Source organism: Pseudoduganella sp. R-34 (assembly GCF_049904655.1).
Taxonomy (GTDB): Bacteria; Pseudomonadota; Gammaproteobacteria; order Burkholderiales; family Burkholderiaceae_D; genus Rugamonas.
Genome location: NZ_CP184572.1, coordinates 46,534 through 58,672, shown reverse-complemented (window position 1 = coordinate 58,672; position 12,139 = coordinate 46,534). Strand labels below are relative to the sequence as shown.

Here is a 12,139-nt window from a genome sequence, read left to right as displayed (position 1 = left end):
GGGAGTTATCGTGGCACCAAAAACAAAGACAAATCCCTTGCTGGCAGCGCCTGACGGCAAAGTCCACTGGACCAAGGGCATGCAGGAATGGCTTGATCTCTTCGTCGACGAAGCGGGCCTGTTCCCGCCTGGCGCCAGCTTCGAGGACAACCTTGCCCAGCAAAAGGCGCTGCTGGGCAAGGAAAACTGGGTACCGTCGGCTTTCCGCCTGCTGCAATTGCATGGCGTGGATGCCTTGCCGCTGTTCGTGGATTGGATCGAATCGAAGCGCTACAGCCCGCCGGCGGTGCAGACGGCGCTGCTGAATATCCACAGCGAGCAGGCTGTCGACGCTGTAGTCGAACGGCATCGCAGCGCAGAGTTTCGGCCGCTGGTCCTGAAACAGGCGAAGAAATGGCCAATCGTGGTTCTGCGCAAGCTGCTCGATGTGAATCCGTCGAAAAAGCAGCCGGCTGCCTTGCTGATCCAGGAAATCCTTGGCCAGGACCCGGCCTGCCTGCCGCTGTTGCGGGAGCAGGCCGACGAAGCGCAGGTGAATACGCTGGAGCGCTTGCTCGAAGTCGCCGATGCGGCGGAAGAAGCGGCGCCGGCGGACCTGCCACTGGTACTGCGCGAGCTGCCCTGGTCGAACCGCGAGCCTTCCCGCGTGCCGGTGCTGGCATTGCAGGCAATGCATGACGCGCCGCGCTTCCATTGGTCGAAATGGTCCGGCAGCGACAGCCTGGAACTGAACGATCCCGACGAGTACGCGCTCAAGTACCTGAATACCTACTTGCCGCCGGAAACCGCAGCATGGGATCTTCCGCGCAAGGTGCTTTGGATTATCGGCATCGAGCCTGGCGCAATCGAGCGTGCCATCGCGACTGAAACCGTGAGCGAAGGCGATTTCGCGGAGTCGTCCGTCTATGGCTGGTACACCGCAAATTATCTGAAGGCCTTGCCGCCGAAACTGGCCAGCTCGGTCTTTTGCAATATTCCCGCTTCACGCTTGCGCTATTCCAGCCAGATGGCCGCGGTGTTTGCGTGGATGGGCCAGGACGGCCTGCCGGCTTTCACGCGCGTCTTTCCGACCGCATCGCTAAGTTCGATGACGCTGGCCGCGTGCCTGGAGTGGGACCAGATCGCGCTGTACGTCGCACGGGCCTTCTACGCAAACCGTTGGGTCAAGGATGCCGCCGGCGACTGGCTGCTTGCCTACCCGGCCGCCGCCGCACGCGGACTGCTGCCTGCGGCAGTCGGGCAAGATCCCGGCGAGCGCTTCATCGCACAGAACGCCTTGCGCTACCTTGCCGGCAACGGCCACGAGGCGGTGCTGGCGGCACAGGCAGCACGCTACGGCGACGCTGCGGCGGAGGCGCTGCGCATCATGCTGTCCGAGCCGCAGCGCGAATGGCTGCCGGACAAGCTGCCGACGCCGCCAAAGAGCCTGCACGTGCCCGGCCTGCCGCGCCTGTACCTCACGTCGAACGGCAAGGCGCTGCCGCTCGACGCGGTACCGCACGTGCTGACCATGATGGCGCTGTCCAAGCAGGACGCCCCGTCCAGCGGGCTGCTCGCGTTGCGTGAGGCGCTGACGCCAGGCTCGCTCGCCAGGTTCGGGCAAGCCTTGTTCGAATGGTGGCGCGACAGCGATACGCCGCCCAAGGAGCGCTGGATCTTCTGGATGCAGGGCGTGATCGGCAATGACGAAACCGCCCGCCAGCTGAACGTGGCGCTGAAGCAGTGGCGCGCCGCGCTGATCCGCGTGCGCGCCTACGATGCGATGGAAATGCTGGTGCAGATCGGTTCCGACGTCGCCTTGATGTACCTGCACCAGTTGAGCGAACAGACCCGCTACAACGATCTGCAGGAGCGTGCCGAAGAAATGATGCAAGACCTCGCGCAGCAGCGTGGCCTCAGCATGGAGCAGTTGGCCGACCGCACAGTGCCGGACCTGGGCCTGGACGAAACCGGCCGACTGGCGCTCGATTTCGGCCCGCGTTCCTTCATCGTGCGCTTCGACGAACACCTGCTGCCCTATGTGTGCGACAGCGACGGCAAGCGCATCAAGGACTTGCCCAAGCCGAACAGCAAGGACGATGAAGCGATCGCCAAGGCCGCCTCCCAGCGCTACAAGGACCTCAAGAAGCAGGCGAAGAACGTCGCCAGCACCCAGGTCGCTCGCCTGGAAAGCGCCATGTGCAAGCAGCGGCGCTGGACGGTGGAAGAGTTCGAAACCCTGCTGGTGCGCCATCCCTTGCTGCGCCACCTGGTCTCGCGGCTGGCGTGGGGCGCCTACGATGCGGGCGGCAGCTTGCTTATCCTGTTCCGGGTTGCCGAAGACCTGAGTTATGCCGGCGTCGACGACAGCGCCGTGCAACTGCCGCAGGACGCCAGGATAGGCATCCCGCACCGCCTCGAACTGGCGGATGCCGACGCGCAGGCGTTTGCGCAGTTGTTCGCCGATTACGACATCCTGCAGCCCTTCGAACAACTGGGCCGCGCCACTTACCGCCTGGACGAGGCGACGCTCGACGGCAGCATCCTGCCCGAATGGCGGGACCGCAAAGTCAGCACGGGCGCCCTGCTGGGACTGGAAAACCGCGGCTGGGAGCGCGAAGTCGGCGATGGCGGCTGCATCGGCTCGTTCACCAAGACGCTCGACGGCGGGCAGACGGTCTGCCTCGCCCTGGAAGGGGAGTGGTTCGTCGGTGGACCTGCCGATCCGGCGGCGATCCATACGATCACGCGTTGCGGGCTGGGCGGAGCGTCCTGGCGTTCCCTGTCGCCGCTGCTGGTGAGCGAGATCCAGCGCGACCTGCACCAGATGAACTGGACTCAATGAGCTGCGAACGGGAGTCTATCCAGCGCCAGGTGGCCCTGGTCAGTCATGGCAGCGCCTTCCTGCGCAAGAAGCTTGCGCTCGAGGACTGGTACCAGCATGGGATTTTCTTTGGCGCGCGGCTGCAGTTCCGCGACCGCAGCGGGAACGCCTTGCTGGCCGACGACTTCCCCCTGTGGCTGGCCACGCTGGCCCAAGCCGGGGCCACGCGGCTGTCACTGCATCCGGCAACGGGGCTTGGCATCGCCGCCTTGCCGGCCATGGACTGGAGCCGGCATGTGGTGGCGGTCCATTTTCCCGACCGCTACCAGCTCTGGGCCGTTGGCAAGGAACGGGCCGCGTGGAATGACGGCAGCCAGCGTGTTCCCAGCGCCGCCAGCCATGCCGGCGACGTCGATTGCTACCTGTACCTGGAGGAGCGGCCGGGCGTGCTCGAGGTGCCGCATACGGACTGGAAGAAGCTGGCCGCCGGGATCGCCGCCGATCTCGCGGCCCCGGTGCCTTCCGACGCGGTGCCGGCCGCGCCTTTTTGTGCCGAAACCAGGGCGAGCGCTGAGTGGGCCAGGATGCCGCTGTTCGTCGCCCACGGCGCCGACTCGCTGGCGCACCGGGTGCTGGCGACGCTGGTCCACAAGCAGGGAAAATTCGCAAACGACACCAATTCCAAGAACGAAAACAGCAGCTACCACTACATGGACGAGGCGGGCGCGGCAGCCATGCAGCACTGGGGCGAGCGTCTCGATAGCTGGGTCGCTGAAGTCCTGCTGCGCGCCGCCAATATCGGCAGCGCAACGGCCACGCAGCATGCCGGCGCACGCCTGCTCCAGCCGCCGCCGGCGCCCGAGCAAGCACCGGTCGCGCCTTCGGCTCGGGCCGCGCCCCTGAATCTGGCGCTCGTCGGCGCAGCGCAGCCACCGGCGGAAGGCAAGTGGACGCGCCGCATCGGCCTCGCCGCCGCGATTGCGGTACTCAGTGTGCTGGTGGTCGCCGTATCGCACATCATCGTCCGCTTCCCCTGGCTGGCTGTGCTGGTGGGCCTGCCGTTGGCGCTGATGCGACAAAAAAAGTAGTTATGTAATATTTGTAATTGACAGAAAATACACGGTCATTCATGATTTGATATTTATTTCCCAAAGGAAAAGATCGTGTTCATTGTCTGGGGGCGCAAGATTACGCGCCGCACAGTGGGATATGTCGCGGACTTCTGCGGCGTTTGCAGGGTGCCGCGCGCCTTCCGCATGACGCGCCTCGGCTCGGCCGGCCACGTGTATTACATCAGCTTCGGCGAGGGCAAGCTGGTCGGGCACCAGCGCACCTGCACCAGTTGCGGCGCGTTCAGCGATGCCGACGTGAATGCCTATGCTCGCGTCTCGAAGAGCTCCGGTCCCATGGAAACCCTGAAGCGCGAGACCCACCCCGGCCTGGATGAGGCCCTGGAACAGCGCCTGGCCCTCGAGGTGCGCGTCAAGACCGCGCCGCACCTGCTGTCGGAGGAGGAGCGCCTGGGGCTGATTTACTCCCCGATCAACCTGTTGTCGCCCAAGGTGGAACGGCACTTCGCCACGACGCATATGGATGGCGGGGTGGCGCTGGCAATCGCCGGCGGCATCGGCCTGTGCTTTGTCTTGCCTGTCGTTGGCTCGGCCATATCGTCAAGCTATGGTCCGCCGGGCTTCCTGCTGGGCCTGGTGGCCGGCTTTGGCCTGCTGATCTGGCAGCTCATCGCCTCGGGGCCGCGCTTCATGCGCAAGGAAATCCTGCCGCTGCTGGCGAAATCCCTGGCGCCGGTGAAGCCGAGCGAAGCCGAGCTCGAGCGCGCCTTGCGTGAATACAAGCAGGCCGGCCACAAGATCGGCAAGAAGCTGACGGCGGCGCAGGTGGTCGAGGCTATTCGCTCACTGCGCTAGAAGTTCAAGTATGATCGTCCTGTTGCCAGGACTATATTGAACGCCATGCTACAGACCCCCGCCGGTTTCCTGCCGCTGATCCAGCCAGCTCCTGCTGAAAACATCCAGACGCTGGTGTTCCACAAAGACCGGCTGCTGTTGCGGGAAGAAAGCCTGGCCCTGCCGCCGCAGGCGGAACTGCTTGCCGCCGGCGTGGAACTGGCTGGCGCGATGCCGCTCGGCACCTGGGAAGGGCGCTACTGGCAGGTCGCGCAGGCGCCGCACGACACCCCGCCGCTGGAGGGGCACGCCTACGTCGGCCTGCGCGCACTGTTCGGCGCCGTCGACGATGGCTTGCTCGGCGTGGCAGGGCGTGGCTACCAGATCGCCGAATGGGCGCGCACGCACCGCTTTTGCGGCGCCTGCGGCTCGCCGATGCTGCTGGCGCCCGGCGAGCGCGCCATGCGCTGCACCTCCTGCAGCCACCTCGCGTATCCGCGCATTTCGCCTGCCATGATGGTGCTGATCAGGAAGGGCAGGCAGCGCCTGCTGGCGGCGCACGCGAATTCGCCGTACAAGCGCTACACGGCGCTGGCGGGCTTCCTGGAAGCCGGCGAATCGGTGGAAGAGGCAGTGCACCGCGAAGTGTTCGAGGAAGTCGGCCTGCGCGTGCACAATCTCAAATACTTCGGCAGCCAGTCCTGGCCCTTCCCGCATTCGCTGATGATCGCCTTCACCGCCGAATACCTGGACGGCGAGATCGTCACCGACCCCAGCGAAATCAGCGATGCGCGCTGGTTTGGCCCCGAAGATGAGTGGCCGGCATTGACGCATACGGTTTCCATCGCCAGCGAGCTGCTGGCAGCGAACCGACCCTGAACGCTGTATACTGGTGGATTAGATTCCACATTTCACGGTTCTTGCAATCATGACTAAAGAAGTATTCACCGAAGCCGACTGGCGCCGCCTGCTGGAGCACCTGGGCGAAGACCCGGATCGTCCAGGCCTGATCGAAACCCCGCACCGCGTCCACAAGGCGTGGAAGCACTGGGTGTCGGGCTACGGCCAGGACCCGGCGGAAGTGCTGAAGGCTTTCGAGGATGGCGCCGAGCAGTACAACGAGCTGATCGTCGTGAAGAACATCCCGGTGTACAGCCATTGCGAGCACCACCTGGCGCCATTCTTCGGCAAGGCCACCGTGGGATATGTCCCGAATGGCAAGATTGTCGGTTTGTCCAAGCTGACCCGCCTGGTGGACGTGTTCTCCAAGCGCCTGCAGGTGCAGGAACGCATGACCATGCAGATCGCCGAAGCGCTGATGCAAGTGCTGGAGCCGAAGGCCGTGGGCGTGGTGGTCAAGTGCCGCCACCTGTGCATGGAATCGCGCGGCATCCGCACCGCCGGCGAAGAGACCGTGACTTCCGCCATGCTGGGCGAGCTGCAGCCGAACCTGGCGATGCGCACCGAATTCCTGGCACTGGCTCGCGAGTCCTGATCCATGGCTAACGCTATCGAATGGTTCGAAGGCGATTTCGACGCCGCACTGGAGGCAGCCCGCGCTGCCGGCCGTCCGCTGTTCCTGTACTGGGGCGCCGTGTGGTGCCCGCCGTGCAACCGGGTCAAGTACGAAATCTTCGGCCGCGAAGATTTCCAGGCCAGGCTGCAGAGCATGGTGGCGATGCAGCTCGATGGCGACAGCCCGAACGCGCAGGCACTGGCGGCGCGCCTGAAGCTGCGCAGCTATCCGACCATGGTGATGTACCGTCCGGATGGCAGCGAGATCACCCGCCTGCCGTGCGAACTCGATGGCGAACTGTTTGGCGAGGCCCTGATGGCGGCGCGTTTTGCCGGCCATACGGCGGGCGAGTCGATGGCTGCTGCGCTGGATGGCAAGCGTGCCCTGTCGCCGTCCGAATGGACGCTGCTGTCGAACTACTCGTGGGATACCGATGAAGGCGTGCTGCTGCACGGGCGCGACCTGGGCGTGACGCTGACCACCCTGTCGCAACTGGCTGCCGCCGCCGTGACTGGCGAGGCGCCGGCTGCGGCGCGCCAGGTGGAAGATGCCGCCGCGCGCCTGCGCCTGCATGCGATGGTGGCGCAGGCCGGCCGCGTGGTCGATGCGTCGTCGCCTGAATTCCTGTTGAAGGTGCTGGGCGACGAGCGCGTGGCACGCGCGAATATGGACATCTTCGGCAACAGCGGCCACCAGCTGGTGCGCGCTGCGCCGGCGCGCCACGCTGAACTGGCGGCTGCCATGGCCGGTGCCGCGCAGGCGTGGGCCGAGGACATGTGGTTGTCGGCGCCGGACCGCCTGACTGCGGTGCGCTTGCAGGTGCGCATGTCGCGCATGGGCCATGCGGCGGAAGGCTTGCCGCAGCTTGTGCGTACCCGTGTGCAGCAGGCGCTGGCGCTGGTGGATGACAAGTATGGGCGGCATACGCTGGTCAACACGGCGGTCAGCGCGCTGAACGACGCTGGGCTGCATGCCGAGGCGGAGGCTTTGCTGCAGTCGGTGCTGGTGGAATCGCATGCGCCGTATTACTTCAAGCTGAGCCTCGCATCGGCGGCCAAGCGGCGCGGCGACCTGCCGGGCATGCTGGATTGGTATGAGAAGGCGTGGCGTTCGGCGGTCGGGCCGGCGACGCGTATCCAGTGGGGGGCGACCTACCTCTTGGCGCTGATCGATACCACGCCGGGCGATACCGCGCGTATCGAAGCTGCGGCCGCGGCGCTGGGGCAGGATTTTGCCAATGCGCCGGATGGGTTCAAGCAGCGTAACCTGACGCAGGCGCAGAAGCTGGTGGCGAAGCTGCCGGCGGGGCTTGCGTTAGCCGATACTTTGCGGGCGGGTATCTAAAACCGGTAAACCGGTGTCTGACCCACAGGGTCAGACACCGATACGCGGCCGTCGCCTACCAGGGGTCAGACCCTGCGGGTCTGACCCAGGTTTACCGGTTTTTTTTCACCCCAGCCGCAAAACCTCCGCCAGCCAATCCACAAACACCCGCACCCGCGGCGACAGATGCCGGTTGTGCGAGTAAATGATCGACACCGGCAACGGCGCCGGCCGCCACTCCGGCAGCACCTCCACCAGCTCCCCGCTGGCGAGCAAGTGCTCAATCCCCGGCAACGGAATCTGCGCCAGCCCGATCCCCGCCCGGCAAGCCCCCAGGTAAGCCTCCGAACTCCCCACCGACACCCTGCTGCGCACTGACAGCGTCCTGACCTCCCCATCCACCACGTACTCCCAGGGCAGATCGCGCCCCGTCTGGCTGGAAAAGTAATTGACCGCCCAATGCTCGCGCAAATCCTCCAGCGTCCGCGGCGTCCCGTGCGCCGCCAGGTAAGAAGGCGACGCCACGTTCACCTGCACCATCGCCCCCAGCGGCCTGGCCACCAGGGTGGAATCCCGCAACACCCCCGCCCGTACCGCGCAATCGATGCCTTCCCCCACCAGGTCGACCATGCGGTCATTGGCCCCGACCCGGATCTTGATCTCCGGGTAGCGCGAGAAGAAGTCCGGCAGCGCGGGAATCACGCTCAAGCGCGAGATTCGCTCCGGCAGGTCGACCCGGATCGTGCCGGAAGGCTTGCGGCCATCGGACAGGAACAGGGCATTGATGTCCTCCAGTTCATTGAGCAGGGCACGGCAGCGCTCCACATACAGCTGCCCCTCCACCGTCAGGCTGACCTTGCGCGTGGTGCGCTGGAGCAGCCGCACGCCAAGCTGCTGCTCGATGGCCTGCACGGCATTGGTCACGGTGGGGCGCGGCAGGTCGAGCTGTTCGGCGGCCTGGGTGAAGCTCTTGCTGTCGGCCACCGCCAGGAAGACCTGCATGGCCTTGAACTGGTCCATTGTTATCCATTTCCGAATAAAGATGTAATAAACGAAGCATTTATTGTTGGATTCGATAATAGCACAATGGTTCCCATCGAAACCCCACCTGGAGAGCACATATGGAAACCCGCAAACTTGGCAGCACCGGCCCGCAAACTTCCCAACTCGGCCTTGGCCTGATGGGCATGTCCGACCTGTACGGACCTGCCGACCGCGCCGAAAGCCTGGCCACCATCCACGCCGCGCTGGACGCCGGCGTCACCTTGCTCGACACCGGCGACTTTTACGGCATGGGCCACAATGAAATGCTGCTGGGCGAGGCGCTGCAGGGCCGCAACCGCGAGCAGGTGCAGGTCAGCGTGAAGTTCGGCGCCCTGCGCGATCCGGACGGCGGCTTTATCGGCTACGACTCGCGCCCGCAGGCCGTGGCCAATTTCCTGGCCTATTCGCTGCGCCGCCTGGGCACCGACTACATCGACATCTACCGCCCGTCCCGCCTGGACCCCGCCACGCCGATCGAGGACACCGTCGGCGCCATCGCGGAGCAGGTGCGCAAGGGCCATGTACGTCACATCGGCCTGTCCGAAGTGAATGCCGACACGCTGCGCCGCGCCCATGCCGTGCACCCGATCGCCGACGTGCAGATCGAATACTCGATGATCTCGCGCGGCATCGAAAACGGCTTGCTGCAAACGGCGCGGGAACTGGGCGTCGGCATCACCGCATACGGCGTGCTGTCGCGTGGCCTGATCAGCGGCCACTGGAGCGCGCAGCGCGAAGGCGAGCAGGATTACCGCGGCCTGCACAGCCCACGCTTCCAGGGCGATAACCTGAAGCACAACCTGGAACTGGTGGAACGCATGCGGGCGGTGGCGCAGGCCAAGGGCATCAGCGTGGCGCAGTTGGCGATTGCCTGGGTGATGGCGCAGGGCACCGATATCGTGCCCCTGGTCGGCGCCCGCACCCGTACCCGCCTGCAGGAAGCGCTGGGCGCGCTCGACGCGGTGCTGCTGCAATCCGACCTGGCAGCGCTGGAGCTGATCGTGCCGCAAGGCGCCGCAGCCGGCGGCCGCTACAACGACTACCAGCTTTCCCACCTCGACAGTGAAAAGGCCGCCTAGGCGAAAACCTCGCCAAGGAAGTCGACGAACGCCAGCACCTTGGCCGCTCGCTGGTGCCGCTGCTGGTACAGCGCGGTCAATGCGGGGCCGGGCGCCTGGTAGTCGGCGAGCAGCGGAACCAGGGCGCCGCTGCGCAGCTCCCCTTCCACCGAAAGCGACAGGAACTGGCCAATGCCGGCGCCGGCCTTGCATGCTTCGACCAGGGAATCCACATGGTCGAACGCGGCGCGCGCCGGCGGCGTGAACGCCAGGCCATCCGAGAACCGCCACGCGCGCAGGCGGCCGGCGCGCGGCAGGATGAATTGCAGGCACGCGAATCCTGCCAGTTCGCCCGGTGTCGAAGGGGTGCCATGTTGCGCGATGAAGGCCGGGGATGCGCAGCAAATGAAGCGTGTTTGCAGCAATTGCCGCGCGATCAGGCGCTCATCGCCGATTTCGCCCAGCCGCAAGAGCACGTCGTATCCTTCCTCCACCATATCGACCAGGCGGTCGCTGGCGCTGGCCTGGAGCACAATGCCGGGATGGCGAGCGAGGAAGCGCGGCAATGCCGGCGCCACGTAGATCCGTGACACCAGGCCGGGCATGTTGACGCGCAAGGTGCCGCGCGGCTCGCGGGCCGCATGCTGCAGGTTCGCCTCCAGCTCTTCCATTCCGGACAGCAGGCGCTGCGCCTGCTCGTAGCACTCGCGCCCTTCGCCAGTGAGCGACATGCTGCGCGTCGTGCGGTTCAACAGCTTGACCTCGAAGTGGGCCTCCAGCGCATTGACTTGCGCGGTGACGGACGATGTCGAAATGCCCAGCCTTTCCGCTGCGCGCGAGAAGCCACCGGTTTCCACTACCGCGCAAAAGACGCGCAAGGCATCAAGTTTGTCCATCACGCCATTATCCACAATTCGTGGATTCTGTTTGCAGCCAGCCCCTGTTTTTCCGGCGCCTGCCAATGCCTACACTGCCAGTCATCGAAACCCACAGGAGCCCTCGCCATGAAAGCCATGATTCTCAAAGCGGCCGGCCAGCCGCTGGTCCAAGCCGAAATCGCCAAGCCGGTAGCGGCGGCAGGTCAGGTGCTGGTACGCATCCATGCCAGCGCCGTCAATCCGCTCGACCTCAAGATCGCCGCCGGAAAGGCTGCCCATGCGCGCATGCCGTTGCCGGCGGTGCTGGGCATCGACATGGCGGGCGTGGTGGAGGCGGCCGGCCCTGGCGTTACCGCATTCGCCCCGGGCGACGCCGTATTCGGCATGACGGGAGGCGTGGGTGGCGTGCAGGGCTCTCTGGCCGAATATGCTGCTGTCGACGCCGACCTGCTGGCACATGCGCCACGCACCATCGGCCTGCGCGAAGCGGCAGCCCTGCCGCTGGCCTTCATCACCGCATGGGAAGGGCTGGTGGACCGGGCGCGCGTACAGGCCGGCCAGTCGGTGCTGGTGCAGGGCGGCGCAGGCGGTGTTGGCCGCATGGTCGTGCAGCTCGCGCTGGCCTTTGGCGCCCAGGTTGCGGCAACCGGCCGTGCCGGCCAGCGCGAAGCGATCGAAGCCCTTGGGGCGCGCTTCATCGAGCAGGCCGAAGGCGAGGAATTCGACATCGTGTACGACACGGTCGGCGGCGAAGTGCTGGATGCATCGTTTCGCGTGGTTCGCGAGTACGGCGGGCACGTGGTCAGTGCCCTTGGCTGGGGTACCCATGCCCTGGCGCCGCTGTCGTTCCGGGCAGCCAGCTATTCCGGCGTATTCACCCTGCTGCCCCTGTTGTCGGGCAAGGGGCGCGCGGCGCATGGCGCCATCCTGCGCGAGGCCGCGCGGCTGGTCGATGCCGGCAAGCTGTCGGTGCAGTTGAATGCCGAGCGCTTCACGCTCGCGCAAGCGAACCACGCGCATGCAGCAGCCGGGGGAGGTAAAGTAGTGGTGGATATTGCCTGAGCAGGGCGGCTATTGCGGCGCGGGCGGAGCATCGGCTGAGGCGCCAGCCGGCGCAGCCTCCGCGTCGAAACGCATCTTCGACTTCTTGCTCTCCGCCACGTAAGTCCCCAGCTTGGTTCCGCTGGCGGTGGTATTGCCGCCCTCGGCGACCAGGGTGCAGCCCTGGGTTTCCACCTGCCAGACATACTTTCCGGCGCGCAGGCTCCAGACATTGTCGCCGCTGGCGAACAACTCGAACTCCAGTCCTTCCAGCGGCATCTCGCCCAAGGAAATCGCCCGCTGGCATTCCGGCAGTCGCGCGGCCATCAGCGTGTACTGCGCATCTTCCTTCCAGAAAAATTCCTGCTGCCGCCGCACGGTCAGCGTATGTTCGCGCGTGCCGTCCGCATAGAAGGTTGCGGAATCATTAACGCAGCCAGCCAGCAATAACAGCGGCACGACAGTCAGGATTTTGCGCATGGGCGAAAGGAAGTGATTGGTTTGAAAGCAATTATAGCCCCCGCGCACGATTGCCGCGCAAGCTCCGCCGTAGGCGTACACTGGGAGCTTCC

11 protein-coding genes are annotated in these 12,139 nt (G+C 65.5%); 8 read left to right on the top strand and 3 right to left on the bottom strand.

Going from position 1 to position 12,139, the window contains the following annotated elements; genetic code table 11:
- Positions 1-10: 10 nt before the first annotated feature.
- From ACN9MW_RS00290 to ACN9MW_RS00265, 6 genes are all read left to right on the top strand, one after another.
- The gene (locus ACN9MW_RS00290; protein WP_426166458.1) at positions 11-2,824 is read left to right on the top strand and encodes a DUF4132 domain-containing protein; all 2,814 of its coding nucleotides are present in this window, start codon (positions 11-13) and stop codon (positions 2,822-2,824) included.
- Positions 2,821-3,891: a hypothetical protein gene (locus tag ACN9MW_RS00285; RefSeq protein WP_426166456.1), complete on the top strand. Its 1,071-nt coding sequence runs from the start codon at positions 2,821-2,823 to the stop codon at positions 3,889-3,891. Before ACN9MW_RS00290 ends, ACN9MW_RS00285 begins: the two co-directional genes overlap by 4 nt.
- A 75-nt stretch (positions 3,892-3,966) precedes the next feature.
- Positions 3,967-4,728: a hypothetical protein gene (locus ACN9MW_RS00280; RefSeq protein WP_426166454.1), complete on the top strand. Its 762-nt coding sequence runs from the start codon at positions 3,967-3,969 to the stop codon at positions 4,726-4,728.
- Between the two features lie 45 nt (positions 4,729-4,773).
- Positions 4,774-5,586, top strand: a complete 813-nt coding sequence (gene nudC / locus ACN9MW_RS00275; protein WP_426166452.1) for an NAD(+) diphosphatase — start codon at positions 4,774-4,776, stop codon at positions 5,584-5,586.
- A gap of 49 nt (positions 5,587-5,635) precedes the next feature.
- Entirely contained in the window at positions 5,636-6,202 is a 567-nt protein-coding gene (gene folE, locus ACN9MW_RS00270; protein WP_426166450.1) for a GTP cyclohydrolase I FolE, read from the top strand.
- Positions 6,203-6,205: 3 nt separating this feature from the next.
- Positions 6,206-7,567, top strand: a complete 1,362-nt coding sequence (locus tag ACN9MW_RS00265) for a thioredoxin family protein (RefSeq protein ID WP_426166448.1) — start codon at positions 6,206-6,208, stop codon at positions 7,565-7,567.
- Between the two features lie 105 nt (positions 7,568-7,672).
- Here the strand turns inward: ACN9MW_RS00265 and ACN9MW_RS00260 are convergent, their stop codons facing one another.
- Positions 7,673-8,566, bottom strand: coding sequence for a LysR family transcriptional regulator (locus tag ACN9MW_RS00260; RefSeq protein WP_426166446.1), 894 nt, complete (start codon positions 8,564-8,566; stop codon positions 7,673-7,675).
- 101 nt (positions 8,567-8,667) lie between these two features.
- On the opposite strand from ACN9MW_RS00260, the gene ACN9MW_RS00255 reads away from it, so the two are divergent.
- Entirely contained in the window at positions 8,668-9,669 is a 1,002-nt protein-coding gene (locus ACN9MW_RS00255) for an aldo/keto reductase (RefSeq protein WP_426166444.1), read from the top strand.
- Here the strand turns inward: ACN9MW_RS00255 and ACN9MW_RS00250 are convergent.
- Positions 9,666-10,544 carry a LysR family transcriptional regulator gene (locus ACN9MW_RS00250; protein ID WP_426172352.1) on the bottom strand — a complete coding sequence of 293 codons (879 nt, stop codon included), beginning with the start codon at positions 10,542-10,544 and terminating at the stop codon, positions 9,666-9,668. The two genes, ACN9MW_RS00255 and ACN9MW_RS00250, sit on opposite strands and share 4 nt — an antisense overlap.
- A gap of 108 nt (positions 10,545-10,652) precedes the next feature.
- Between ACN9MW_RS00250 and ACN9MW_RS00245 the strand changes: the two genes are divergently transcribed.
- Complete coding sequence (locus ACN9MW_RS00245; RefSeq protein ID WP_426166442.1) at positions 10,653-11,588, top strand: zinc-dependent alcohol dehydrogenase family protein; 936 nt, start codon at positions 10,653-10,655, stop codon at positions 11,586-11,588.
- A gap of 9 nt (positions 11,589-11,597) precedes the next feature.
- On the opposite strand, the gene ACN9MW_RS00240 is transcribed toward ACN9MW_RS00245, so the two are convergent.
- A complete protein-coding gene (locus ACN9MW_RS00240) occupies positions 11,598-12,047 on the bottom strand; it encodes a hypothetical protein (protein ID WP_426166440.1) in 450 nt (149 codons plus the stop codon).
- Positions 12,048-12,139 lie beyond the last annotated feature (92 nt).

Excerpts from the sequence above, each read along its gene's own strand:
- ACN9MW_RS00285 (WP_426166456.1), top strand. The coding sequence starts at position 2,821 with ATGAGCTGCGAACGGGAGTCTATCCAGCGCCAGGTGGCCCTGGTCAGT.
- nudC (WP_426166452.1), top strand. The coding sequence starts at position 4,774 with ATGCTACAGACCCCCGCCGGTTTCCTGCCGCTGATCCAGCCAGCTCCT.
- folE (WP_426166450.1), top strand. The coding sequence starts at position 5,636 with ATGACTAAAGAAGTATTCACCGAAGCCGACTGGCGCCGCCTGCTGGAG.
- ACN9MW_RS00265 (WP_426166448.1), top strand. The coding sequence starts at position 6,206 with ATGGCTAACGCTATCGAATGGTTCGAAGGCGATTTCGACGCCGCACTG.
- ACN9MW_RS00260 (WP_426166446.1), bottom strand. The coding sequence starts at position 8,566 with ATGGACCAGTTCAAGGCCATGCAGGTCTTCCTGGCGGTGGCCGACAGC.
- ACN9MW_RS00255 (WP_426166444.1), top strand. The coding sequence starts at position 8,668 with ATGGAAACCCGCAAACTTGGCAGCACCGGCCCGCAAACTTCCCAACTC.
- ACN9MW_RS00250 (WP_426172352.1), bottom strand. The coding sequence starts at position 10,544 with ATGGACAAACTTGATGCCTTGCGCGTCTTTTGCGCGGTAGTGGAAACC.
- ACN9MW_RS00245 (WP_426166442.1), top strand. The coding sequence starts at position 10,653 with ATGAAAGCCATGATTCTCAAAGCGGCCGGCCAGCCGCTGGTCCAAGCC.
- ACN9MW_RS00240 (WP_426166440.1), bottom strand. The coding sequence starts at position 12,047 with ATGCGCAAAATCCTGACTGTCGTGCCGCTGTTATTGCTGGCTGGCTGC.